This window comes from Streptomyces sp. NPDC057702, assembly GCF_042799315.1.
Classification (GTDB): Bacteria; Actinomycetota; Actinomycetes; order Streptomycetales; family Streptomycetaceae; genus Streptomyces.
On record NZ_JBHVJC010000003.1, the window covers coordinates 183051 to 206937 of the forward strand.

A 23887-nucleotide genomic window follows, 5' to 3' on the forward strand; every position below is an offset into this window, starting at 1 on the left:
ACGGAAGCTACGAATAGGCCCGTTCCCACCCTGTTGACCAGCGCCTTTGTCATCGTCACCGGATACGGAACGCCGCTGCCCGACGGACCCGGCATCGGGTACGGTCGCGGCGCCGTACGGAGCCCGAGGAGTGAGCAGTTGCGCGAGTTCACCGTCCCACCCCTGGCGACGGCGCCCCAGGTCGGGGGGCTGGCGGATGTCGTGTTCGACCACGCCGCCGACGATCCGGGACGGGTGGTGTTCGCGCGCAAGGTGGCCGGCCGCTGGCGCGACGTGACCTCGGGCGAGTTCCGGGACGAGGTCCTGGCGCTGGCCAAGGGACTGCTCGCGCAGGGCGTGCGGTTCGGCGACCGGGTCGCGATCATGTGCCGCACGCGGTACGAGTGGACCCTCTTCGACTTCGCCCTGTGGTCGGTCGGGGCCCAGTCCGTGCCGCTGTACCCGACCTCCTCGGCCGAGCAGGTGCTGTGGACGCTGCACGACGCGCAGGTGCGCGCGTGTGTGGTCGAGCACGAGGACCACGCCATGACGGTCGGCTCCGTCGTCGACCGGCTCCCCCGGCTGGACCGGCTGTGGCAGCTGGACGCCGGCGCGCTGGAGAGCCTGCTCGCCAGCGGGCGGGAGCTGGACGACGACGTGGTGCACCGCCACCGGCTCGCGCTGACACCCGACTCGACCGCGACGGTCATCTACACCTCGGGCACCACCGGCCGCCCCAAGGGCTGCGTGCTCACCCACGCCAACTTCATGGCCGAAACCGACAACATCGTCGCGCGCTACGAGCCGGTCTTCCACTCCCGGCCCGGCGACGAGGCGAGCACCCTGCTGTTCCTGCCGCTGGCTCACGTCTTCGGGCGGATGGTGCAGGTCGCCGCCGTGCGGTACCGGGTCAAGCTGGCCCACCAGCCCGAGCTGTCCGCCACCGCGCTGCTGCCGGATCTGCGCGCGTTCCGGCCCACGTTCATCCTGGCGGTTCCCCACATCTTCGAACGGGTTCTGGCCGCCGCCCGCCGCAGCGCCGAGGCCGCCGGCAAGGCGGGCCCCTTCGACAAGGCGTACGAGGTGGCGGTGCGGCACGCGGAGGCCGGCGAGCGTCGGGCGTTTGGCACCGGCGCCGGGCCCGGGGCCTCGCTGCGCGTCCAGCACCAGCTCTACGACAAGCTCGTCTACGCCAAGGTGCGCGGGGCCATGGGCGGGCGCATCCGGTACGCGATGTCGGGCGGCTCGGGCATGGAGCGGCGGCTGGGCCTGTTCTTCGCGGGGGCGGGCATCACCGTCTTCGAGGGGTACGGCCTGACCGAGACCACGGCGGCGGCCACCGCCAACCCCCCGGAGCGGACCCGCTTCGGCACTGTCGGGGTGCCGATCCCCGGCACCACGGTGCGCCTGGCCGACGACGGCGAGGTGCTGGTGCGCGGCGGGCAGGTCTTCGCCGGCTACCTGGGCGACCCGCGGGCCACCGAGGCCGTCCTGCGCGACGGCTGGCTGGCCACCGGCGACCTGGGCGCCTTCGACGAGGACGGCTATCTGACGATCACCGGTCGCAAGAAGGAGGTGCTGGTGACCTCCGGTGGCAAGACGGTCTCCCCGATGCCCCTGGAGGAGCGGGTGCGCGGCCATCCGCTGGTCGCGCAGTGCGTCGTGGTCGGCGACGACCGCCCTTTCGTCGCCGCGCTGGTCACCCTCGATCCGGACGCGGTGGCCCACTGGCTCCGGATGCGCGGCAAGCCCGACCTGCCACCGCCGGAGCTGGTCCGCGACCCCGAGCTGGAGGCCGAGATCCGGCGGGCCGTGGTGGCGGCCAACACGCTGGTCTCCCAGCCCGAGTCGATTCGCACGTTCCGGATACTGGCCACCCGGTTCACCGAGGAGGAGGGGCTGCTCACCCCCTCCCTCAAGCTGAAGCGGAAGGCCATCACCCAGGCGTACGCGAGCGAGGTCGAAGCCCTCTATCACACCTGACCTGGCACTTCACCGACCCGCTTGGCGGGTGGGAGGCGATGGCCAGCGAAAGCGGAAAGTCTCCAGCGGTGGGAATGCGATCAGCGGCCAGATGGTTGAGGCTGGAGTACCGCAACCTCCAACCTAAGGATCGACTGCTCGTGAGCAAGATCCCCTCCATCACTCTCAACTCCGGCACCGCCATTCCGCAGCTCGGCTTCGGCGTGTGGCAGGTGGAGAACGCCGCGGCCACGGCCGCCGTGAGCACCGCCCTTGAGGCCGGCTACCGCAGTGTGGACACCGCCGCCGCGTACGACAACGAAGAGGGCACGGGCAAGGCGATCGCCGAGTCGGGCATCCCCCGCGAGGAACTGTTCGTCACGACCAAGGTCTGGAACGACAAGCAGGGGTACGACGCGACGCTGCGCGCCTTCGACTCCTCGCTGACCAAGCTCGGCCTCGACTACGTGGACCTGTACCTGATCCACTGGCCCGCGCCCGCCAAGGACGCGTACGTGGACACCTACAAGGCGCTGGAGAAGATTCACGCCGAGGGCCGCGCCAAGGCGATCGGCGTGTCCAACTTCCACCAGGTCCACCTGGAGCGGCTGCTGGCCGAGACCTCCGTGGTCCCGGCGATCAACCAGATCGAACTGCACCCGCAGCTCCAGCAGGGCCCCCTGCGCGCCTTCCACGCCGCACACGGCATCGCCACCGAGGCGTGGTCCCCGCTCGGCTCCGGCAAGGGCCTCCTGGACGACCCGAAGATCGGCGCCATCGCCACCAAGCACGGCAAGTCGCCGGCCCAGGTCGTGCTGCGCTGGCACCTCCAGCTCGGGAACGTCGTCATTCCCAAGTCGGTGACCCCCTCGCGCATCCGCGAGAACATCGAGGTGTTCGACTTCGAGCTGGACGCCGACGACCTGGCGACGCTCGCCACCCTGGACGCGGGTCGGCGTACCGGCCCCGACCCGGACACCTTCAACGTGGGCTGACCCGCCCGCTGTTGACCGCCCACCCGCCCCGCTCCGCGCGGAGCGGGTGAGACGCGTGCCGCCGGCCGGCACGCCCGTCGGACACCGCCGTCGCCGCCCGGCCCCGCGTGGGGCGGGCGACGACGGCTTCCGCGTCTCGGCCGGGGCGTCGCTTGCCGCCCCGTCAGACGTCAGCGCAGCGCGTAGCCACCGTCGGGGTAGAGCGTGGAGCCCGTCATGTTGCCGTTGCCGAACAGGAACACCACGCTGTCGGCCACCTCGTCCTCGGTGCCGATCCGGCCCAGCACGGTCGCCTCGCGGTAGCGGGTGAAGCCCTCCTCACGCACCTCGGCCGGACGGCGCCCCCACAGGTCGCCGTCGATGGCCCCCGGCGAGACCACGTTGACCCGCACCGGAGCCAGCTCGACGGCCAGACCACGGGCCAGGCCCTCGACGGCGGCGTTGCACGCGACGTAGGCCGGGGCCGAACCGAAGGGGCGTACGCTCGCCGCGCCCGAGACCAGCACCACCGAACCGTCGCGGGCCAGCTTGGGCGCGGCGTGCTTGACCGCGTAGTACTGGCCCCAGAACTTCGAGGTGAAGGGGCTCTCCGCCGCCTCGTCGTCCAGCTCCAGCATGGGGCCGGTCTGGTACGAGGCGGCCGGTGTGAACAGGTGGTCCACGCGCTCCAGCGGGGCGAAGAAGGCGGCCAGCGACTCCTGGTCGGTGGTGTCCACCGTGCGCCAGCTCACCGCCTGGCCCAACTCCTCCGCCACGGCGGCCAGTCGGTCGGCCGTGCGTCCGCCGAGCACCACCGTGGCCCCGGCCGCCACCGCGCGGCGGGCCACCGCGCGTCCCATGCCCGAGCCGCCGCCGAGGATGACGACGGTACGGCCGGCGAGCGGTGACGTGAAGGCGGGTGGGGTCGTGCCTGAGGTTGACATCGATGTCCTTTCGGCGGTGGCGCGAGGGGTCGACACGCCCCCGCGCGGGGGCCGCCCACCCCCGTGATCAGGGTTCGCAGGTGCCAACTAGGGGAAGGGGCGCATAAATTCCCCGTCCCGTCGACGCCCCCGCGCGGCGCGTCGGCGGCGGGGAAGGTTACGCGAGAAGGTCAGGCACGTGTATTGCTGCCGCGCGAAAGCCGCCATAGCTTTCGCATATGGAGCTTGAGTTGCGGCACCTCAGAGCGATACGCGCGATAGCCGACACGGGCTCGTTGACCAAGGCCGCAGCCTCACTCGGACTCGCCCAGCCCGCCCTCAGCACCCAACTCAAGCGGATTGAGCGGGCGCTGGGCGGGCCACTGTTCATCCGGGACCGCACGGGGGCCAGACCGACCCCGCTGGGCGAACTGGTCCTGGACCGGGCCCGGGTGCTGCTGCCCGCGGTGCGCGAGCTCCAGGAGGAGGCCGTACGGTTCGCGAACGCGTGGGCGCACATCCAACGTTTCCGTATCGGAGGCACCCACGGGCCGCTCCTCGGCGGCCTGATCGACCGACTCGCCACCGCCCACCCGTCCGCCCCGGTCAGCACCTATACGTCCTGGTCCGTACAGGAATTGAGCACCATGGTCGTCGAAGGGCGGCTGGACTACGCGCTCATCGGCGTGTGCGGGCAGAGCGCGCCGCCCGTCAACGACCAGCTGACCTGGCAACTCATCGGCACCGACCCGGTGTTCGTGATGCTCGTGGAGGATCACCCGCTGGCCGGCGAGGTGGAGCTGAAGCTCAGCGCGCTGGCCTCGGAGTCGTGGACCAACGTACCCGGCGACGGATGTTTCGGGGACTGCTTCGCGACCGCGTGCACGCGCGCCGGCTTCACCCCCGTGTCCGTCTTCGAGACGGACACGGCCTCGTGCGTGCACCTGGTCCAGGTGGGCCGCGCCGTGGGCCTGTGCCGGGCCACCTTCCCGCCCACCCCGGGGGTGGTCGTACGACCGCTGGCGGGGGCGCCGCTGAGCTGGCGGCACATGGTCGGCTACCACCCGGGCGCGCCGGCCGCCGACACCGCCCCCGCCGTCGCGGGGCACGCCAGGGCGGCGCACGCGGACGCGGTGCGGCGCAGCCAGACGTACGCGACGTGGCTGGAGTCCCACGCGCGATGTACCTCGGACTTCGGCACGGTCGCGGCCGGACCCGCGACCGCCTAGTGCCCCGCCTCCGGGGCACGGGTCGACCGTTATGCCCCCATCACCCCGTCACCGTCGCCGCACCGCCACGGCCAGGCCGGCATCGCGGACACCCATGTCGCGCGATGGGGCCGATACGGCCCCGCGGCGTGATCGATGCCATAGCGCCGCGATATGGGTTACTTGACAGGTCCACGACGAGTGCCGTCCGGATTACGGTGACGCCACCCCCGACATGAGGAGAACACCAGATGCTCCGCAGACGTGGCTTGATCGCCGGTTGCGCCATCGCTATGAGCGCCTTCTCCCTGACCACCCTCCCGGCGGTGGCCGACAACGGCCCCGCCTCCCCCGTGTCCTCGGCCGCCGTGTCGGAGCTGCCGGCCGGCATGCTCAAGGCCATGGAGCGCGACCTTGGCCTGTCCCCCGCTGAGGCCAAGGAGCGCATCGCCAACGAGTACCGGGCCGCCACGCTGGAGAGCGACCTGCGCGGCACCGTCGGCGCCGACTTCGGCGGCTCCTGGCTGACCGGCGACCGTGCGCGCCTGGTCATCGCCACCACCGACCCGGCCGACAGCGCCCCCATCGCCGCGGCCGGCGCCAAGGCCCAGGTCGTCAAGCACAGCCTGAAGGAACTGGACGCCGCCAAGAGCGCGCTGGACCGGGCCGCCCGCACCAACTCCACGCAGGCCGCGCCGGTGTGGTACGTGGACGTCAAGTCCAACAGCGTCGTGGTCCGCGCCTCCGACCCGGCCGCCGCCCGCGCCCTGATCGCCAGGAGCGGTGCCGACAGCGCGCTGGTGCGCGTGGTGAAGTCCGCCGAGCAGCCGCAGACGTTCTACGACGTCCGTGGCGGCGACGCGTACTACATCGGCAGCGGCTCGCGTTGCTCCGTCGGCTTCTCGGTGAAGAAGGGCAGCCAGAGCGGCTTCGCCACTGCCGGCCACTGCGGCACCGCCGGCCAGAGCACCACCGGCTTCAACCGGGTGGCGCAGGGCTCCTTCCAGGCGTCCCGCTTCCCCGGCGCCGACACCGCCTGGGTCGCCGTCAACAGCCAGTGGACGGCCCGCCCGTGGGTGAAGGGCCAGAGTGGCAACGTGACCGTCTCCGGCTCGCAGCAGACGGCCGTCGGCGGTTCCATCTGCCGTTCCGGCTCGACCACGGGCTGGCACTGCGGCACCGTGCAGCAGCACAACACCAGCGTCAGCTACCCGCAGGGCACCGTCTCCGGCGTGACGCGCACCAGCGTCTGCGCCGAGCCCGGTGACTCCGGCGGCTCGTACATCTCCGGCAGCCAGGCGCAGGGCGTCACCTCCGGTGGCTCCGGCAACTGCAGCAGCGGTGGCACCACGTACCACCAGCCCATCAACCCGCTGCTCAGCGCGTACGGCCTGACGCTGGTCACCGGCTGATCCGGCGGGCGGCGCCGTCCCAGCGGCCCGCGCCGCCCGCACCGGCCGACCGGCCCACCGGACGGCCCCCGTACGACCGGGGGCCGGTGCCAGCGCACCGGCCCTCGCACCACCCAGCGCACGCGACCCACGCGCGCGCCGCTCGTCCCCTGACCCACCGGCGCCGTCGCCCCCCACCGGGGCGGCGGCGCCTGGCGTGCGCGCACCGCGCCCGGCCGCCGAAGCCCGCGCGGCGGGCCCACGCCGCACCGCACCCCGGGCGCATCGCATGGGCTCCCGACGCGGGTCCGGGCCCACGCCGGGCGGCGTACGCCCGCGCCACCCGACGGCCGCACGTCAGGGGCGCGCCGGGCCGCCGCCCCGCCGCCGCGTGCCGTGCCGCTCTCGCCCGGCCGGGTCCGCGCGCGGGCCCTACCCGGCGGCGTAGGCCGGGCGTCAGGCGTACGCCGTGTGGACGGTCTCGGCCGTCAGCAGGAAGACGTCGGCGCGCTGGGCGAGGCTCTCCGGGTCGGTGGGGTCGAGCAGCTTCGCCAGCGTGGCGTGGTCCGCCGCGTCCACCAGCTCCGGGGCGTGTTCCGTGAAGCGGGACAGGACGGAGGCGAGGTAGGCACGCCCGTCCTGGCCGAGCGGGGCCGGCAGATCCAGCAGGAAGCCACGGCTGGTGGCCTCGCGCAGCCCGGCCCCGGCGAGCATCCCGGCCCAGTCCTCGCGCTCCCGCGTGGCGCCCGGCAGCCCGGCCCGCATCCCCTCGAACCGCTCCTCGGTGGCCACGTTCAGTCGGGCCTGCAGGCCGGGCCGGCCGAAGCCGAGGTCGCGGGGCAGGAAGCGGGACGGCAGTCCGCCCTCGGTCAGGGCGATCAGGCCGCCGGGGCGCAGCGCGCGGGCCAGCCGGTTCACCACGTCGCGCTGGTCACCGACGTGGTGCAGGACCTTGCGGGACCAGATGACGTCGGCCTCGCCGATGCCGGCCACGACCGGCCGGCCCGCCGCGTCGGTGGCCGGCGCCGGGTCGGTGGTGGCCGCGTCGCCGTTCGCGCCGCGCGCGACTCCGTCCGGGAGGTCGGCCAGCAACGTGCTGACGCGGTCGCCGACGCCGTGCCGGGCGGCGCGGTCGGCGGTCAGGTCCAGCAGCGGCTGGGCGGCGTCCACCGCGACGACCTCGGCGCGCGGGAACGCCTCGGTCAGCAGGCAGGTGACGATGCCGGCGCCGCTGCCGATGTCGAGCACCCGGCGTACCGCGTCGGGTCGGGTGCCGGTGGCGGCCAGGCGCTCGTGCAGCCAGGTGATCACCTGCTCGGTGAGCGGCTGGTAGACCTCGGCCTCGCGCACCAGGCGCGGGCCCTCCGTCGCCCAGTCCAGGTCCGCGTGGTGGGTGTGCCCGTGCGGCTGGCCCGTGTGCGGGTGGGCGTGGGGGTGGGAGTGCGCCTGGGTCATGTCGCCGCCTTCGGCTCGTCACGGTTCTCGCGGTGCGGCGGCCTCGCGCGGCCACCCGGGGCGAGCCTGCCTCCACACCCACCCGGCCGGCAAACATCGTTGCCGGTTCGGCAACGCGCGGGGGCCGGATGTCGCTCCGGGTGTCGGGTGAGGTGGCGGGCGGGGCGCCCTGGGGCAGCGAGCGCGGGATCGGCGAGAAGCCGCCCCGTCGGCGGGGCGCGCGGGTGTCCGCCGGGCAGGCGGGCGCGCTTCGTTCAGGCGTCCTCGTCCAGTTTCCCTACCACGCGGGCGGAGATCTCGGCCAGGGTGCGCAGTTCCGCCGGGGTGAGGTGGTCCAGGAAGAGGGACCGGACGGCCCGCACGTGCAGCGGGGCCGCCGCCGCGATGGCCTCGCGTCCCGCTTCGGTGATCACGGCGAAGGCGGCTCGCCCGTCGTCGGGGGACTCCTCGCGCGTCACCAGCCCCCGCCCGATCATCCGCGTGATGTGGTGGGACATCCGGCTCTTCTCCCACTCCAGCGCCCGCGCGAGGTCCTGGTACCGCCGGCGTCCCTCGGGCACGTCCGTCAGGTTGACCAGGACCGCGTAGTCCGCCGCCGCCAGCTGGGACTCCGTCTGGAGCAGGTGCGCCAGACGGCCGATGAGCCGCTCATGCAGCCGGACGAAGCTCCTCCACGCGTGCTGTTCCTCCGCCGTCAGCCAGTTCACCCCGTCAGTCACGAGGTCGAGTGTAGTGAACTGGTTGACGCGTCACCGGCCCGGCCGGGCGTCCCGGCCACCGGCGCGACGCGCCCCCCGGGGGGGGCAGCCCCAGGACGTCCCGGCTCCCCACCGGGTGGCGACTGGGCGTCGTACCGTCGCGTGACGGCCGGGCGTCGCGCGGACCGTCCCGTGACGGGCGGAGCGGGGGCGACGCTCCGACGAGGTCGCCCCGGCGCTCCCCCCGGTTACGCCCCGGCCGTCTCGGCGACCGGGGTGTTCAGGAGTTGCTGCTCCCAGACCGTCGCGATCCCGGTGGCGCCCGCGTGCGCCAGGGCCGCCATCTGGTCCTGCGGCGTGATGCGGTCCGTCCGGGCCCAGTCGCGCTGCCACTCGCCCATCACGGCCAGCCAGGTGATCGGTACGACCCCGGCCTGGATCATGCGCCGCACCGCCATGTCGTGCGCCTCGACGGTCACGCCCCCGGACGCGTCGGTGACGGCGTAGACGTCGAAACCCTCGCCCACCGCCTGGATGGCGGGCATGGCCACGCAGATCTCCGTCCACAGGCCGGCGATGATCAGCTTCCGACGTCCGGTGGCCTTCACGGCGTCCACCACGACCTGGTCCTCCCAGGGGTTGATGGAGGTCCTGTTGATCGGCTTCTGGTCCGGGAAGACGTCCCGCAACGGCTGGATCAGCAGGCCGCCGCGGTCTTCCACGACCGTGGTCAGGATCGTCGGGACGCCGTAGCCCTTGGCCGCCCTGGCCAGGCCCACGACGTTGTTGGTGACCATCGTCGGCTCGTGGCTGTGCAGGTTGGCGAACTGGTACGGCTGGTGGTCGATCAGCACCAGGACGCTCTCCTCGGGGGTCAGCAGGGCTTCGAGGCCGGTCTTCGGCGACGTGCTCATAGAGATCTCCTCAAGGAGTGCGGGCGCGCCCCCCTCACCTGGTTGACGCGTCATCTTTCTATATGACGCGTCAACTACTTGTCCAGGGTCGCCCCTTCGGGACCGGGAGCCACCCGATCGCCGGCCGACCAGCCCGGAGCGACGCCCCCCGTCGCCCCGGCCCGACCGCCGGGCCCACCTCTCGCGGCAGGGGTAGGCGGGACGGCCCGCACCCGAGGGCGGGCGGCGCGGGCCGCCACCCGGCCGGGGCTCCACGGGTTCGCCGGCCCCCACACGGAAGGGGCCCACGTGGTGCCACGGCGGGTCCCCACCGGTCAGCGACCGGCGACCAAGCCGACCTCGACGGGCCGCGCCCGCCGGGAGAAGTGGCCGGCCGCGCCGAGCGGGCCACCCCCGCCGGCGGGGCCGCACCGGTCGCGTCCCAGCGGCGGGTCGGCGCCGACGGATCGCGGCAGGTGGGCCGGTCGAGCCGGGGACAGGGTCGCGTCGCGTCGGACGGTCCGCGTCGGAAGCGAGGTGCGCTGGACGGTCAGAGCGCGCCGGTCGAGCCGGGCGCCGGTGCCCGGGGCGGGCCCGCCGTACGGGACGCGCTCGTCGGGCGGGGCGGGCCGGACGCCCTTACACGATGTCGGTGACCGTGATGGTCACGCTCACCTGCGGTGCGGGCGCGCCGCCCGCCGTCGGGAGCTCGCGGACGGCCGTGGTGACCGCCGCGCGCACCGCGCGGGTGACGTCGAGCGCGCGGTGCCCCCGGGCGACCGCGAGGTGAATGCGCAGGCTCCAGCCGTGCGGGGGTCCGGTGCGCTGCGCGCGGACGCCCGCTATCCGGCTCGCGGGCGGCGCGCCCGCTCCGCGCGAGCGGTAGCGCACCGCCGCGCCGCGTACCAGATCGCCGAACCCCGGGCGCAGGTAGGCGACGCCGGGCGTGCGTCGGGCGGCGTCGGCGGCGGCCTCTAGGACGCCGGTGTGCTCCTTGGCCTCTTCGTGCGAGGGGATCACCACTCTCTCCTTTCGCGGGTGTCACCGGAGAGCGGCGGTTCACCGTCCCGTACGTCACCGAGGTCGTCCCCCAGGACGTCCACGACGGACACGTCGATCTCCGCGATGTCCATGCCGACCACGTCCCGCGCCGCGTCGGCGACCAACTGGCGGACGCGCGCGGCCAGGTCCGGCACCGTCCACTCCAGCGCCGCCGTGAGCTCCAGCGACACGCGCATCGGGCCGCGGTGTCGCGGGGCCCCGGGGAGCAGTGCGCGGCGGGCCGCCGCGGGGTCGATCGGCATGACCTTGCAACTGCCCGCGAACACGCCGGGCAATGACTCCGCCGTCTCCCGGAACACCTTGGCCGCCGCGACCTCGGCGATCCACGCGTCGTCCACGGGCTCGCCCAACGGCAGCATCCGACCGGGCCGCAGCTCGGCTCTGACCAGGTTCATCACCCGATCCGTTATGGCCTCCGCTGGCGGCTCCCGCTCCGCGCGGGCCTCCCGGACGTACCGGTCGAGCACGCCGAGGCCGGCCAGCGCCTCGCGGCAGTAAGGGCAGGTGGCGGTGTGCTCGTCCGCCTCCTCGGCCTCCCAGACGGCCGACAGCGAGCGCCCGCACAGCAGGGTCTCGTCCTCGTCCGTGTGCGGCTCGGGGTTCTCGTGGTCCCGGTCCGGCCCGTCGCCGGGCGAACCCGGGGTCATGTCTACCGCCATGCGCCCATCGCCTCCGTCAGGTAGCGCCGTGCTCGGAAGATCCGGCCGCGTACGGCCTGCTGGCTGATATGGGTCACCTCGGCGATCTCCTCGTACGACAGGCCGTGCAGTTCCCGCAGCACCCAGCAGGCGCGCTGCTCGGGGGTCAGCCCGCCCAGCGCGTCCGAGAGCGCCCGCACCACCTCGGTGGACTCGGCCGCCCGTACCGGTGACGCCGCGTGCTCGGGCGCGCTCAGCTCGGGGACCGTGCTGAGGTCCTGGGTGGGCCGACGCGCGCGGAGCAGGTTCAGGCACCGGTTGGTGACGATGCGGTACATCCAGGTGGAGAAGGCCGCGTCGGCGCGGAACTCCGGAAGTCTTCGCCAGGCACTCACGAACGCGTCCTGCACGGCGTCCTCCGCGTCCGCCCGACTGCCGAGGAGCCGGGTGGCGAGACTGAGCAGCTGCCCGCTGTGCCGGCGTACCAGCACCTCGAACGCCGCCTCGTCGCCTTCCCCGGCCCGTACGGCCAGCAGCTTGTCGCTGGGTTCGGGCACGCATTGGCTCCTCTCCGTCCCATACCGCTACAGCCTGCTATCTCACGCACCGCTCTGCGGGTTCGACACGGCGGCGGCTCACCCCTCACGCGTGGCCTGGATCACGCCACGGTGCGCACATCCTGGGGCAGAGGTCCGGCGTTCGCGTGACGTCCCGGGGACGGGCGGAGGTACGGAACGGGGTGCGCGGCAGACCCGGCGCGCTCCGGCGCGCGGCGGGGCGAGCGGGGGCGCGGCAGGGTGGGGCGCCGGGTGGTTCGGCGAGCGTGGCGGGCGACTCGGCGACGGCTCGGCGGGAGCCCGCACGCCGTCGAGGCCCCGGACCGGGGACAGGGGTCCGGGACCTCGGCGGGGGGGCGGGGGTCGGGCGGGGTGACGCGGGTCAGTGGGCGCGGTGGCCGGGGGCGATGGCCTCCAGGCGGCGGGCCAGTTCGAGATCGAGGTCGGTGACCTTGCCGCCGACGCTGTGCGTGTTCACCGTGACCGTCAGCTTGTCGTAGCTGAGCAGCAGGTCCGCGTGGTGGTTCAGCTCCTCCTGGAGCTGGGCGACGTGGACGACCATCGCGGCGCCCTGCGGGTGGCCGGGGAAGGCGTAGGTGCGCGTGATGCGCTCGCCGTCGGTGCTCCAGCCGGGCAGCTCGCCCAGGCGCTCGTCGATCTCCTGCCGGGACAGCGGTTGTGCGGCCATGCGGGCGTTCCCCTTCGTCACTGCCGGTGCGTGGGCGCGCGGGTGCGCGGACGCGGAGTACCGGAGCACCAGCCTGCCACGTCGCGGGTTACGGTCTGGGGATGACGACTGCCATAGCTGGTTCGGGCGTGGGCGCCCTCCTGCGGAGTTGGCGCAGCCGACGCCGCGTCAGCCAGTTGGAGCTGGCGTCGCGGGCCGACTCGTCCGCCCGCCACATCAGCTTCATCGAGACCGGCCGGTCCCGCCCGAGCCAGGAGATGGTGCTGCGCCTCGCGGACCATCTCGACATTCCCGTACGGGAGCGCAACGCGCTGCTCGTGGCGGCGGGCTACGCGCCGCACTACCCGGAGTCCTCCCTGGACGACCCCTCGCTGTCGGGGCTGCGCGAAGGGTTGGAGCGGCTGCTGACCGCCTACGAGCCGTATCCGGCGTTGGTGATGAACGCCCGGTACGAGGTGGTGGCCGCCAACGCCGGCACCGCGATGCTGCTGGCGGGCCTGCCCGAGCACCTGACGCGCGCGCCGGTCAACGCGATGCGCGTGACGATGCACCCGGAGGGCATCGCGCGGCGCATCCTCAACTACCGGCAGTGGCGCGAGCACCTGCTGGAGCAGATGGAGCGTCAGCTGGCGCTGCTCCGTTCGGAGCCGCTGCGCGTCCTGTACGAGGAGGTCAGCGCCTATCCGTTGCCGGCGGAGCGCGACCAGCTCGCCACGCCCGAGGAGGTGCACGCGCCCTTCGCGCTGCCGATGGTCATCGAGCACGAGGGGCGCGCCCTGTCCTTCATCTCGACGGTCACGACGTTCAACACGCCCATGGACGTGACCGTCTCCGAGCTGGCGGTGGAGACCTTCCTGCCCGCCGACTCGGAGACGGCCCGGTTCCTGCACCAGACGTGGCCCTAGCGGTCGGGCCGCGCCCACGTCCGGGGGGCCTCAGGCGGTGGGCACCCGGTCGAGGAAGCCGAAGACGGCGCTGGCTCGGCCGTCCTCGGCCAGCGTCAGCACGTCGGAGCCGGCCACCGGGGCCGACCCGTCGGCGGTGGAGACCAGCTCCCAGCGGAAGCGGGCGGTGTGGTGGTGTCCGTCGACGGTGCCCACCAGGCGGAAGGCGTAGCCCGGGAACTGTTCCTGGGCGCCGGCTATCACGGCCGCGAGCTGGGCGTGGCCGCTGACGTCGGCCAGCGGGTCGGTGTAGGAGCCGTCCTCGGTCCAGGCGGCGGCCACCGCGTGCGCCCGCTCGGTGGGGTCGGTGGCGTTCCAGGCGGCGAAGTAGCGAGCGACGGCGGCCTCGTAGGCGACGTCGCCCGGGTCGGTGGCCGGCTGTGCGGCGGAGGTGGTCGGAGTGGTCTGCGCGGCCTGGGACATGGCGGTCCTCCTGAGTGACTTCGGGGTGGCACGGGGCCCGGTCCGGAGTGCGCCGGACCCGGCCCCGTTGCCCTCACTCTGCCGGGCGGCGCCCGTCGGGGCGATTACCCCGGAGGTCATGGCCGAGGCGCGCGGCGCGGCCACGACCTGGGGTGGTGCGGGTCGTTCGCGGGGCGACCGGGCGTGCGGGCGGCTCGGCGGTACGCGGACGTGCGGCGGGGCGTGTGGGCCGGGTCAGCGCGGGATGTCCTGCTCGGCCCAGACGATCTTTCCGGTGGAGGTGCGACAGGAACCCCAGCGGCGACAGAGCATGTTGATGAGCTGGAGGCCGCGCCCGCCCTCGTCGCTGACGTCGGCGTGCTGGATCTGCGGTAGGTCGGGCCCCGTGTCGGACACCTCGATCATGAGCCGCTCGCCCAGCAGGAGCCGCAGCCGACCCGGGCCCTGGCCGTAACGCAGGGCGTTGCCCACCAGTTCGCTGACGATGAGCTCGGCGACGTCGGCCAGCGCCGACAGGTCCCACTGGTCGAGCTGTTCCCGCACGTGCCGCCGGGCCTTGGACGCGGAGGTGCCGTCGGGCGGCAGGTCCCACACGCTCAGCCGCATCGGCGTCTCCGCGTCGGCCGCCGCCGCCAGCAGGACCACCTCGTCGAAGCGCCGGTCGCTGCCGGGCAACGCGGTCAGCAGGCTCCCGTCGTCCAGACGGCCCGGCGGCATCTGCGCCACCGTCTCCAGGAGCCGCCCGAACTGCGTGTCCGGGTCGTCGTCCCGGGTCTTGATCAGCCCGTCGGTGTAGCAGATCAGCCGACTGCCGGGCGAGACCCGCACGCGCAGCGCGTCGTACGGGATGACGCCCGCGCCCAGCGGCGCGCCGGCGGGCACGTCCACGTAGCTGGGCTTGCCGTCACCGTCGACCAGCAGCGGGCGCGGGTGGCCGGCGCTGGCCAGCGTGTACGTGGAGTCGGCCAGGTCGTAGACGGCGCACAGGCAGGTGGCGACCTGGTCGTCCTCCAGGTCGCGGGTGGCCAGGTCGAGCCGGGCCAGGACGCGGTCGGGCGCGGTGTCGAGCATCATCAGGGTGCGCGCCACGGTGCGCAGCCGGCCCATGGTGGCCGCCGCCGACACCCCGTGCCCCATCACGTCGCCGACCACCAGCGCGGTCCGCCCACCGGGCAGCGCCATCACGTCGTACCAGTCGCCGCCCACCCCCCGGGCGTCGGCCGCCGGCGCGTAACTGGTGTGCACGGCCAGGCCCGGGGTGTGGGGGGCGGCGCGGGGCAGCAGGCTGCGCTGGAGCGAGACCACGTGTTCGCGTTCGCGCCCGTAGAGCCGGGCGTTGTCGATGAAGACCGCGGCCTTGGAGGCGAGCTGTTCGGCCAGGACGAGGTCGGTGGGGGTGAAGGGCGGGCTGTCGCCGGCGCGGACGAAGTCGGCGCTGCCCAGGAGCAGCCCACGGGCGATCAGCGGGACGGCCATGTAGCTGTGGACGCTGCCGCGCCGCATCTTGTCCGCGGCGCTGTCGGTCGAGGCGACGCGCGCGAAGTCGCGGTCGGTCATCCGCGAGACCAGTACGGACTGCCGCTTGGCCAGACACACGCTGGTCAGCAGGGTGTCGCGGTGCTTCTCGTCGCGGACGATGATCTCGCCGACCGGGTCCGGCTCCAGGTTGGTCAGGGCGTCCACGGCGCGCACGGCCATCGCCCGCCGGGTGGCGAGCTTGACGCCCTCGGCGGCGGGGTCGCCCTCCTCGCCGCGCAGCACCACTTCCAGCAGGTCCACGGCCACCGCGTCGGCCAACCGGGGGACGACGAACTCCGCGAGCTCCTGGGCGGTGCGCTGCAGGTCGAGGGTGGTGCCGATGCGGGTGCTGGCCGAGCTGAGCCAGGCCAGCTTGCTGCGGGTGGTGAACTGGCTGGCGGCCCCGCGCTGGTCCTGGCTCACGCGCACGCGCCGGCGCGCCGCGCCCCGACCACGGGCGGCGCTCTGCGTGGCCAGCCGACTGGTCAGACGCCGAGTGCGGCTGCCGTCGTTCACCGTGCTGGCCTCCCATCGCGCCCAGGCCGCCGTGTTGCTTACGAGTGTGCCGGCAAAGCGGCGACCGCGCCGCCCGGGCGCCGTCCACGGGTGGCTGTTCCACGTTGTTGTCGGGACAGCGAGCGTATGTCGCTCTTCTGTAATGTTCAACGGCTCTGACTTGCCCGGCCACCCACGGCACACTTCGTGACCTGTTCCGCCGGAACGCCACGCGGGCCGTCCGGGCCGCCCCGACAGCGCCGGCCCCGCGTGCGACGGGAGTGTGACAGGCGTACGGCGGGCGCGTGACGGGCGTACGCCGCCGGGGGGTGACCTCGTGGGCACCCTCGGGGTGCGAGACCGGGTACGCGGCCCGCGCGGGGCTGCCGGCGGCGGGGGGCGGGCCGGCAGCGGGGGCCGCCGGCGCGGGGGTCAGCGCTTGCGGCGCTTCGTGCGGTTGCCGCGCCGCGTGCGGTCGCGGGCCCGCTCGGTGTCGAGCATGTCGCTCAGCCGCTGCGTGTCCTCGTCGAGCTCGATGGGCTGGCTCGCGGCGGCCTCGCTCTCCGGCTCGCCCAGCAGACCCACCGGGGGGTACGGGTCGCGGTCGGAGGGGCGGGGGCCCTCGGGCCCGTCGGGGCCGACGCGCACCAGCCGCTCGACGCGCACCACCCGGAAGCGCCGCCCGAGGACGTCCAGTTCGTCGGCGCGGGTCTCGTCGAGGCGGTCGGCCGCGCGCAGGTACGGCTCGCGCTCCTCCTCGGTCAGCCCCAGGCGCCAGGGGATCATCACGCGCAGTCCCATGGCCAGGCCGTCCCGGGCCTGCTGAGGGGTGGTCTCGACGCCGGCGGAGTCCGGCACCCAGCGCCCACCGGTCCGCTCGGCCGTCATGAACGTGGCGGGCAGCAGCACGCCGCCCGGGTGGGTGGTGGCGGCACGCACGGAGTCCTGGCGCACGTCGGGCGGCACGGCGTCGGCCGTGCAGATGAGGGAGAGCAGTTCGATCTTCAGCGCGCCCTCGGCGGCGGCCGTGGGCTGGGCCGGGTCGATGATGTACCCGTTCTCGTCCCAGTCGGCCCGGTAGTGCTCGCCGGGTCCGGCGGGGTCGGGGTCGGAGGGGCGCGGCGGCTCCGGGCCGTCGGGGCCCGTGCGGATGAAGCGCTCGGCCCGCACCACGCGGTAGCGCGTGCCCAGGACGGTCAGCTCGTCCAGTCGCTCCCACTCCAGGCGGTCGGCCGCGCGCAGGCACTCGTCGTGGCCCGCGACGTCCCCCGCCGCGCGCACCTCCTTGCCGCGCAGGCGCAGCACCGCGCCCATGTCGTCGCGGCTCTCCTGCGGGGCCAGTCCGGAGAACGCGTCGAGCAGTTCCCAGCCGCCCGCCTCGTGCTCCCGGCACACGCCGAACACCGGGCCGCCGAGCCCGAGAATGTCGGGATACGAGGCGCGTGCCCGCCACGCCTCGACGTCCACCACGGCCTCTACCGGTCCCTGCGGCCCGGTGACCTTGATCATCCGGTACGCGGGTACGTTCTCGCCCATCTCCGCCATGCCCTCAGCATGCCCCCGGGTCTCGGGACGCGTACGGCAGATGCTCGGAACTGACCGCGGAGAGTGCGACCGTGCTCGCCTCGCGTCCACCCTTGCCCGTCTGAGGTGTGCCGTGGGTGGCGTACGCGGCGACTGGGGCGGACGGGACCGGGCCGCCGTGTACCGCCGGCTCCGCACGGGTCGCGGCGAGCCGCGGCGGGGCGCGGCCCTCGGGGCGCGGGTGCCGGCCCTGGGTTCGCGGTGGGGCGTGCGCCCTGGGCGGTGGCCCGGTCGCGCGTCGCTTCCACGCGGGAAGGCGCCTGCGGGCGGGGGCCGCGCGCGGTCAGGACAGCGGGAGGGTGATGCGGATCTCCTTGCCGCCGCCCGGACACCGGGTGACGGTGAGTTCGCTGACCAGCCGCCGGACCAGCGGCCATCCGTAGCCGCCGAGGGGGACCGCGTCTCCGGCCGCGCGGGGTCTGTCGTGGGGCACGGTGTCGCTGCGATCGCGGACCCCGAGCCGTAGCCCGTCGGCGTCGACCCTGGCCCACAGGCCGACGATGCCGCCGCCGTGCCGGATCGCGTTGGTGGCCAGTTCCGAGGTCACCAACAGGACGTCGGCCATGGTCTCGGCGGCGGGCTCGGCCTCCGAGCCGGCTGGGAACTCCGCGCGTACCAGGTCCTCGACCAGGTGCCGCGCCTCGCTGGCACTGCGCGGAATGGCGAACCGACTGCGGGCGGGAGGCCCCGTCAGCCTGCTTCGTGTGGCATCCACACCGTCACCCCCGAACTCACACGTTGTTTCCGTTGTTGTGCGATTGCCCTCGTGTGCCCGACGCAATCAGGACGATCCCGGTTCCGGTGCGGGACCGCGCACGCGCCGCGCCGCCGCGACGGCCTCGCGCCGGGCCCCGCGCGCCTGGTCGTCCCCTGGTTCTCCGGCCGTCGGAGGGCCGGCACAGATGATCGTGAAAACGGGGCGCATGACTCGGTTACGGCTGGGTAGGCGACGCTCGCTGCCGACAACGGCGGCCAGCGTCAGCGGATTTTCGGGGAGGACTCATGACGACGCAGGTCATGGCCAAAGCGATCAACACGGCACCGGTTGAGCCCATGCCGACCACGGCTACCAGCAAGAACGCCCCGGCCGTGGACGCGGGTCTACCGGAACTCGCCGAGCCGCACAAGCTGGCGCCGAAGGACGCGCGGTCACTTTCCAAGCTGTTCTTCGACCGGCTGACCACGCTGGAGGAAGGCACCGCCAGCTACCAGTACGCGCGCAACACGCTTATCGAGATCAACATGTCGCTCGTGCGGTACGTCGCGAAGCGGTTCAGCCATCGTGCCGACGAGATGGAGGACATCGTCCAGGTCGGGATGATCGGCCTCATCAAGGCCATCGACCGGTTCGAGCTGTCCCGTGAGGTGGAGTTCCCCACCTTCGCCGTTCCGTACATCGTGGGGGAGATCAAGCGGTTCTTCCGCGACACGAGTTGGTCGGTGCACGTGCCGCGACGGCTTCAGGAGGCCCGCATCGAGCTGGCCAAGGCGTCGGAGGAGCTCAGCGGTCGGCTGGGGCGCTCGCCGACGGTCGGCGAGCTCGCCGAGGTGCTCTCGATGACCGAGGAGGAGGTGATCGAGGCCCGGGTGGCGGCCAACGGCTACCACTCGGCGTCCCTGGACGCCGCCATCAACGGCGACGACCAGGACAGCGCGGCGGCCCTGGCCGACTTCATCGGTGTCGACGACCCGGCCATGGAGCTGATCGAGGACTTCCAGTCGCTGGCCCCGCTGATCGCCGGGCTCGACGAGCGTGAGCGGCGCATCCTGCACCTGCGGTTCGTCGAGGAGCTCACCCAGGCCCAGATCGGTGAGCGGCTCGGGATCTCGCAGATGCACGTCTCCCGACTCCTGTCGCGCATCATCACCCGGCTCCACCGCGGGCTGCTCACCTCGCGCTAGCGCCCGCGCCCACGCCACCCCCTCCCGCGGGTGCCGCGCTCCCCCAAGCCCGCCCGCGCCCGCGGCCCCCGGTTCCCCCGCCGGGGGCCGCGCCCGTGCGCGGCCACGGGCCACGCGGCCGGTTTCGCGAGCTCGCCCGCACGGACGGTAGTTATATGCACTTTCCGCGCTGCCCCCTCCGTCAGTGCTGCCCGGAAACGGCCGGTGGGGGCGGGTGGTTGGGCGTGGCGAGCGGACGGGGGGCGGTGGTTCTGGTCGAGTACCGCATGGACCGGCGGCGGTCGATTCGCGGAGCTTGCCCCGCGATGGCTGTCACAGAGGTGTTACGGAGTTTTCCGGGCGGATTGGCAACCGTCGCTGTCGCTATCCGCTCTTCCCCCTCGACAGCCAGCGCACGGAGGAACCCCATGCTTCACACCCGAGTCCCGCAGCCTCGCGTCTCACGCCACGGTCGCCGCACCGCGGCCCTGGCCGGCACGGCCGCGCTGGCTGCCGCCGCCCTGACCGCCTGCTCCAGCGCGGACGCCGACACCGCCTCCGACAAGCCCGCCACCGTCACGGTCAACCTCTCCGGCTCCCAGGTCGCGGCCGGCGAGCAGGTCAAGGTCACGGCCCGCAACGGCAAGCTGACCGACGTGCGGGTCTCCGACGCCAAGGGCGGCGAGCTGACCGGGCGGCTGGCCAAGGACGGCGGCTCGTGGACCTCGGACCGCGGGACCACGCCGGGCGCCCAGTACACCGTCGCCGTGCGCGCCAAGGGGGACGGCGGCGAGCGGAGCGCGAAGACCTCGACGTTCCGCACGGTGGCCGCCGACAAGGTCAACAAGTTGGACTGGCGGCCCGGCGCGAAGGCCACCGTCGGCGTCGCCCAGCCCATATCGCTGGTCTTCGACAACCCGGTGAAGAACAAGGCCGAGGTGGAGAAGCAGCTGGCGGTGGAGACGTCGAACAACACCGAGGGCTCCTGGGGCTGGATGCGGGACTGGTCGGGCAAGGACCGGGTGGACTGGCGGCCCCGGGAGTACTGGCAGCCGGGCACCAAGGTGAAGCTGTCGGCGCGACTGGCGGGCGTGAACTCGGGTGCGGGCGGCGGCTGGTTCGTCCGCGACTACGCCACCGACTTCACGATCGGCGAGCGCCAGGTGGTCTCGGTCGACCTGGACTCCAAGCAGCTCACCCTCACCCGGGGCGGCCAGCCGGTGCGGACGATCCCGATCTCGGGCGGCACGCCGGGCGGCGACAAGGCGTCCTGGCGGGGCACCACGGTGCTCATGTCCAAGGAGGGCACGATCAACATGAACTCCGAGACGGTGGGCCTGGGCAACTCGTACAACAAGATGGTCGACTACTCGATGCGGCTGAGCTGGTCGGGTACGTACGCGCACGCCGCGCCGTGGAACGCCGCCTACTTCGGCCGGGCCAACCACAGTTCCGGCTGCATCGGCATGAGCGACGCCGACGCCGCCTCGCTCTACGGGCAGGTGCGCGTGGGCGACCCGTTCGAGATCAAGGGTCAGGAGACCAAGGGGCTGATCGCGCCCAACAACGGGTTCGGCCAGTGGAACCTGAGCTGGGCCGACTGGCAGGCCAAGAGCGCCCTGCGCGGCTGACCTCCCCCCGCCCCCGGATGCCGGTGGCCCCCGACGAGCGTCGGGGGCCACCGGCATCCGCGCGTACGACGCCCCACCGGCCGCCCACGGGTGGGGCGGTCGGGGCGGGTCGTGTCAGGGGCAGCGGGTGGCCAGGACGCAGAACTCGTTGTCCTCGGGGTCCAGCAGGCAGACCCAGCTCTCCTCGCCGGTCTGGCCGACGTCGACGTGCCGGGCGCCCAGTCCGAGCAGGCGGCTGACCTCCGCGTCCTGGTCCCGGTCGGTGGGGTTGATGTCGAGGTGCAGCCGGTTCTTGACGGCCTTGCCCTCGGGCACGCGCGCGAAGGTCAGGACGGGCGGGACGGGGCCGGGCCGGTCGCGGCCCTCCGGCGCCGCCGGCGAGCCGATGGTGACGACCTCCTCGTCCGCCCGGCGCACCTCGTAGCCGAGGACCGCGCACCAGAACCGGGCGAGCGCGCGAGGCTCGGCGCAGTCGATCGCCAACTCGGTGAACTTACTGGTCATGTCGGGGCCTTCCGCTCGGTGGGGGTGCGCCACGGGCCACGGGCCGACCACGGGCGCCCCGCTTCTTCCCGGCCGCCACGTCCGCCGCACACCCCGCGCCGCGACACTGCCGAGAAGTGTGCCCCGCCCCACACCCACTCGCACGTGAATTCGAAACGTGACCGCCACGGGACCCCGGGCAGGCAACCCCGTTGTGCGCTGAGACATCTCTCTACACGTCAGGGTGGCCGCGCGGTGGCCACCGCGGAACGACGCGGGGCCGCTCAGGTGCATAACTCCTCACGTACGGGCATAGCGCGACGCTCGGCGCTGGCCGGCTTCGCCGCGGTCGCCGCCAGCGCCGCCGTCGCCGGGTGCGCGGGGGGCGGCTCGCCGACGCCGCGCCCCGCCCACCGGCCGGTGCGGGCCGTGGACCCCACCTCGACCGACGCGTACGCGAGCGCCGGCAAGCCCGTGTTGCTCCAGGTCATGGCCCATCCGGACGACGACCTGTACTTCATGAACCCCGACGCCGAACAGCTCGTGCGCGCGGGGGTGCCGGTGGTCTCGGTGTACGTCACGGCCGGCGAGGCGATCGGCAAGAACTGGGTGCCCGGCATGCCCAAGCCGGTGCTGGACAAGGCCGCCTACTCCGCCGCCCGCCACCAGGGGCTGCGCCAGGCGTACGCCACCATGCTCGGCCTCGACCCGTTCACCCCCTGGCGGGCGTCGGTGCTCGACCTGCCCGGCGGTGTGCGGGCCGAGTCCAACGTGCTGTTGGGCGGCGACCGCCGGGCTCAACTGATCTTCCTGAACATCGCGATGCTCTCGCCGGGGAAGGTGCGCGTCCCCGCGCTGTGGTCCGACCCGGGGGCGGTCATGCGCACCCTGGTGGCCGCCGGCTCACCGTGCCGGGAGGTCAGCACCTACCACCACGACACGCTCGTCGACGTCCTGGCCGCGATCATGGACGGCTGTCGGCCCACGGTGATCCACACGATGGACCCCGACCCCGAGTTCCAGGCGCACGACGCCGCCCACCCCAAGGACAACGACTACGGCTCCTGCTCCGACCACCGCGACCACACCCCGACCGCGCTGTTCACCTGGAAGGCCATGTCCCAGTGGGCGGCCGACGCCACCCGCCGCGACCGCCGGGCGCCCGGCTTCACCACGCTCGCCTTCCGTGGCTACTACAACCAGCGCTGGCCGTACAACCTGCCGCCGAGCGTCGTCGAGCGCAAGGTGCGGCTGGTGGACGCCTACGGCGGCGACCCGCACTGGGACTGCGGCAACACGGCCGGCTGCGGCGACTACGGCCAGGGCGGCGGCCGGGCGCTGCGCAGCCGCAAGGCGTGGATCCGCTCCACCCACCACCGCTACCCGGGCCCGCAGCTCGCGCTCAGCACCGACCGCTCGGGCCGGCTGACGGCCTACGGCGTCCTCGGCACCCAGGCCGCCCGCTGGCGGGAGACGGCGCCGGGCAGCGGGCGCTGGTCGGCGCCGGACAACCTGGGGGGCGGGCCGCTGGCGCCGGCCCTGACGCAGGTCACCGACGCGGCCGGGCGCGCGGTCCTGGTCGGGCTGCGCTTCGCGCGCCTGGAGGGCCAGGGCGGCGCCAACACCCGCGAGATCGTCGTCCGCCAGGAGCGCGCGCCCGGCGGCGGGTGGGAGCGGTGGACCAGCCTGGGCACGCCCGAGCAGCGCCCGGTGCGCGGGCGCCGGGTCGGTACGCCGACCGCGGTCGCCACGCCCGACGGGCGGGTGCACCTGTTCGCGCGGACGGCGACCAAGGGCCTGGCGACGCGGGTGCGCTCGGCGGCCGGCCGGTGGGGGCCCTGGCGGGACCTGGGCGGCAACGGCGTACAGGACGGGCTGTCCGCCGTCGTGGACGCGCGGCACCGGGTGCACGTCTTCGCGGCGGGGCAGGACACCGTCCACCACTGGACGCAGGACGCCCCCGGCGAGCCCCTGTATTTCCAGCCACTGATCGGGCTGCCGCAGCCGAGCCACCAGCCGGGTGTCGCGGCGGCCCCCGACGGCTCGCTGACCGTGGTCTACCGCGCGCCGGCCGCGTCGCGCCCGGTGGCCTACCGCTTCACGCCGCCCACCGGGGCGGCGGCCCGCCGCTCGGCCGTGGACGCCACCGCGCTACGCGCCACGCCGTTGCGCCAGTTCGCCGGCTACGGGTCGATCGACGCCCACGCGGTGGCCGCGCGCGGTCACCGGGACACCGTCGTGCTGGTCGGGCGGGCCGAGGACGGCCGGGTGCAGGCGCAGCGCGGCCTGACGGGCGGGGCGGCGCCGCTGCGCGCGCCGGCGGGGCCACCGGCGGTGGGCGCGAGCGCGGTGGTGACCGGTGCGGATCAGCAGGTGTGCGTGGCCGGCATGGGGGCAGGCGCCGCGCCATGGATCTGGCGACCTCACCCGACATCGGATGTCTGACTTCCGGACCGGCTGCGGCGGACCAGGCGCCCGGCATGTCAGCATGCCCGGAAGG

At 73.9% G+C, this 23887-nt stretch carries 21 protein-coding genes; 8 read left to right on the plus strand and 13 right to left on the minus strand.

All coding sequences use genetic code 11. The features are described 5' to 3' along the window. Positions 1-138 precede the first annotated feature (138 nt). Both ACFVFR_RS03115 and ACFVFR_RS03120 read left to right on the plus strand, forming a co-directional pair. Complete coding sequence (locus ACFVFR_RS03115) at positions 139-1962, plus strand: AMP-dependent synthetase/ligase (RefSeq protein WP_383697724.1); 1824 nt, start codon at positions 139-141, stop codon at positions 1960-1962. Between the two features lie 140 nt (positions 1963-2102). Then, the gene (locus ACFVFR_RS03120) at positions 2103-2936 is read left to right on the plus strand and encodes an aldo/keto reductase (protein WP_383697555.1); all 834 of its coding nucleotides are present in this window, start codon (positions 2103-2105) and stop codon (positions 2934-2936) included. Between the two features lie 170 nt (positions 2937-3106). Here ACFVFR_RS03120 and ACFVFR_RS03125 read toward each other — a convergent pair whose 3' ends face one another. Next, positions 3107-3859 (minus strand): SDR family oxidoreductase, encoded by a 753-nt coding sequence (locus tag ACFVFR_RS03125; RefSeq protein ID WP_383697556.1) that lies wholly within the window; start codon positions 3857-3859, stop codon positions 3107-3109. A 218-nt stretch (positions 3860-4077) separates the two neighbouring features. Here ACFVFR_RS03125 and ACFVFR_RS03130 point away from each other — a divergent pair, with 218 nt between their 5' ends. Both ACFVFR_RS03130 and ACFVFR_RS03135 read left to right on the plus strand, forming a co-directional pair. Then, complete coding sequence (locus ACFVFR_RS03130; RefSeq protein WP_383697558.1) at positions 4078-5067, plus strand: LysR family transcriptional regulator; 990 nt, start codon at positions 4078-4080, stop codon at positions 5065-5067. 230 nt (positions 5068-5297) lie between these two features. Then, positions 5298-6458, plus strand: coding sequence for a S1 family peptidase (locus ACFVFR_RS03135; protein ID WP_383697559.1), 1161 nt, complete (start codon positions 5298-5300; stop codon positions 6456-6458). A 435-nt stretch (positions 6459-6893) separates the two neighbouring features. On the opposite strand, the gene ACFVFR_RS03140 is transcribed toward ACFVFR_RS03135, so the two are convergent. The 7 genes from ACFVFR_RS03140 to ACFVFR_RS03170 form a co-directional block, all read right to left on the minus strand. Continuing rightward, positions 6894-7892 carry a class I SAM-dependent methyltransferase gene (locus ACFVFR_RS03140; protein ID WP_383697561.1) on the minus strand — a complete coding sequence of 333 codons (999 nt, stop codon included), beginning with the start codon at positions 7890-7892 and terminating at the stop codon, positions 6894-6896. A 254-nt stretch (positions 7893-8146) separates the two neighbouring features. Continuing rightward, positions 8147-8611 (minus strand): MarR family winged helix-turn-helix transcriptional regulator, encoded by a 465-nt coding sequence (locus ACFVFR_RS03145; RefSeq protein ID WP_383697562.1) that lies wholly within the window; start codon positions 8609-8611, stop codon positions 8147-8149. A gap of 227 nt (positions 8612-8838) precedes the next feature. After that, positions 8839-9504, minus strand: a complete 666-nt coding sequence (locus tag ACFVFR_RS03150; protein WP_383697564.1) for a hydrolase — start codon at positions 9502-9504, stop codon at positions 8839-8841. Positions 9505-10122: 618 nt separating this feature from the next. Beyond that, positions 10123-10503: a hypothetical protein gene (locus ACFVFR_RS03155; RefSeq protein ID WP_383697565.1), complete on the minus strand. Its 381-nt coding sequence runs from the start codon at positions 10501-10503 to the stop codon at positions 10123-10125. Continuing rightward, positions 10500-11204 (minus strand): hypothetical protein, encoded by a 705-nt coding sequence (locus ACFVFR_RS03160; protein WP_383697567.1) that lies wholly within the window; start codon positions 11202-11204, stop codon positions 10500-10502. The genes ACFVFR_RS03155 and ACFVFR_RS03160 overlap by 4 nt, the downstream gene beginning before the upstream one ends. Then, complete coding sequence (locus tag ACFVFR_RS03165; protein WP_383697568.1) at positions 11195-11740, minus strand: RNA polymerase sigma factor; 546 nt, start codon at positions 11738-11740, stop codon at positions 11195-11197. Before ACFVFR_RS03165 ends, ACFVFR_RS03160 begins: the two co-directional genes overlap by 10 nt. A gap of 382 nt (positions 11741-12122) precedes the next feature. Further along, entirely contained in the window at positions 12123-12428 is a 306-nt protein-coding gene (locus ACFVFR_RS03170) for a 4a-hydroxytetrahydrobiopterin dehydratase (RefSeq protein ID WP_383697570.1), read from the minus strand. Positions 12429-12529: 101 nt separating this feature from the next. Here ACFVFR_RS03170 and ACFVFR_RS03175 point away from each other — a divergent pair, with 101 nt between their 5' ends. Beyond that, entirely contained in the window at positions 12530-13333 is an 804-nt protein-coding gene (locus ACFVFR_RS03175; protein ID WP_383697571.1) for a helix-turn-helix domain-containing protein, read from the plus strand. A gap of 30 nt (positions 13334-13363) precedes the next feature. On the opposite strand, the gene ACFVFR_RS03180 is transcribed toward ACFVFR_RS03175, so the two are convergent. The 4 genes from ACFVFR_RS03180 to ACFVFR_RS03195 all read right to left on the minus strand — a co-directional run bounded on the left by ACFVFR_RS03180 (position 13364) and on the right by ACFVFR_RS03195 (position 18107). After that, a complete protein-coding gene (locus ACFVFR_RS03180) occupies positions 13364-13795 on the minus strand; it encodes a nuclear transport factor 2 family protein (protein WP_383697573.1) in 432 nt (143 codons plus the stop codon). A gap of 234 nt (positions 13796-14029) precedes the next feature. Beyond that, positions 14030-15829: a SpoIIE family protein phosphatase gene (locus tag ACFVFR_RS03185; RefSeq protein WP_383697575.1), complete on the minus strand. Its 1800-nt coding sequence runs from the start codon at positions 15827-15829 to the stop codon at positions 14030-14032. Positions 15830-16240: 411 nt separating this feature from the next. Next, positions 16241-17353: a DUF5954 family protein gene (locus tag ACFVFR_RS03190; RefSeq protein ID WP_383697577.1), complete on the minus strand. Its 1113-nt coding sequence runs from the start codon at positions 17351-17353 to the stop codon at positions 16241-16243. A gap of 322 nt (positions 17354-17675) precedes the next feature. After that, positions 17676-18107, minus strand: coding sequence for an ATP-binding protein (locus ACFVFR_RS03195; RefSeq protein WP_383697579.1), 432 nt, complete (start codon positions 18105-18107; stop codon positions 17676-17678). A 338-nt stretch (positions 18108-18445) separates the two neighbouring features. On the opposite strand from ACFVFR_RS03195, the gene ACFVFR_RS03200 reads away from it, so the two are divergent. Next, positions 18446-19294 (plus strand): RNA polymerase sigma factor SigF, encoded by an 849-nt coding sequence (locus tag ACFVFR_RS03200; RefSeq protein ID WP_383697726.1) that lies wholly within the window; start codon positions 18446-18448, stop codon positions 19292-19294. 407 nt (positions 19295-19701) lie between these two features. After that, positions 19702-20904: an Ig-like domain-containing protein gene (locus ACFVFR_RS03205; protein ID WP_383697580.1), complete on the plus strand. Its 1203-nt coding sequence runs from the start codon at positions 19702-19704 to the stop codon at positions 20902-20904. 114 nt (positions 20905-21018) lie between these two features. Here the strand turns inward: ACFVFR_RS03205 and ACFVFR_RS03210 are convergent, their stop codons facing one another. Beyond that, complete coding sequence (locus tag ACFVFR_RS03210; RefSeq protein WP_383697582.1) at positions 21019-21408, minus strand: VOC family protein; 390 nt, start codon at positions 21406-21408, stop codon at positions 21019-21021. Positions 21409-21642: 234 nt separating this feature from the next. Here ACFVFR_RS03210 and ACFVFR_RS03215 point away from each other — a divergent pair, with 234 nt between their 5' ends. Then, a complete protein-coding gene (locus ACFVFR_RS03215; RefSeq protein WP_383697584.1) occupies positions 21643-23832 on the plus strand; it encodes a PIG-L family deacetylase in 2190 nt (729 codons plus the stop codon). Positions 23833-23887: the final 55 nt, after the last annotated feature.

What these genes read in the sequence shown, in the direction of transcription:
- ACFVFR_RS03125 (WP_383697556.1), bottom strand. Translation starts at nt 3,859, where the DNA reads ATGTCAACCTCAGGCACGACCCCACCCGCCTTCACGTCACCGCTCGCC.
- ACFVFR_RS03130 (WP_383697558.1), top strand. Translation starts at nt 4,078, where the DNA reads ATGGAGCTTGAGTTGCGGCACCTCAGAGCGATACGCGCGATAGCCGAC.
- ACFVFR_RS03135 (WP_383697559.1), top strand. Translation starts at nt 5,298, where the DNA reads ATGCTCCGCAGACGTGGCTTGATCGCCGGTTGCGCCATCGCTATGAGC.
- ACFVFR_RS03140 (WP_383697561.1), bottom strand. Translation starts at nt 7,892, where the DNA reads ATGACCCAGGCGCACTCCCACCCCCACGCCCACCCGCACACGGGCCAG.
- ACFVFR_RS03150 (WP_383697564.1), bottom strand. Translation starts at nt 9,504, where the DNA reads ATGAGCACGTCGCCGAAGACCGGCCTCGAAGCCCTGCTGACCCCCGAG.
- ACFVFR_RS03160 (WP_383697567.1), bottom strand. Translation starts at nt 11,204, where the DNA reads ATGGCGGTAGACATGACCCCGGGTTCGCCCGGCGACGGGCCGGACCGG.
- ACFVFR_RS03170 (WP_383697570.1), bottom strand. Translation starts at nt 12,428, where the DNA reads ATGGCCGCACAACCGCTGTCCCGGCAGGAGATCGACGAGCGCCTGGGC.
- ACFVFR_RS03175 (WP_383697571.1), top strand. Translation starts at nt 12,530, where the DNA reads ATGACGACTGCCATAGCTGGTTCGGGCGTGGGCGCCCTCCTGCGGAGT.
- ACFVFR_RS03180 (WP_383697573.1), bottom strand. Translation starts at nt 13,795, where the DNA reads ATGTCCCAGGCCGCGCAGACCACTCCGACCACCTCCGCCGCACAGCCG.
- ACFVFR_RS03190 (WP_383697577.1), bottom strand. Translation starts at nt 17,353, where the DNA reads ATGGCGGAGATGGGCGAGAACGTACCCGCGTACCGGATGATCAAGGTC.
- ACFVFR_RS03200 (WP_383697726.1), top strand. Translation starts at nt 18,446, where the DNA reads ATGCCGACCACGGCTACCAGCAAGAACGCCCCGGCCGTGGACGCGGGT.
- ACFVFR_RS03205 (WP_383697580.1), top strand. Translation starts at nt 19,702, where the DNA reads ATGCTTCACACCCGAGTCCCGCAGCCTCGCGTCTCACGCCACGGTCGC.
- ACFVFR_RS03210 (WP_383697582.1), bottom strand. Translation starts at nt 21,408, where the DNA reads ATGACCAGTAAGTTCACCGAGTTGGCGATCGACTGCGCCGAGCCTCGC.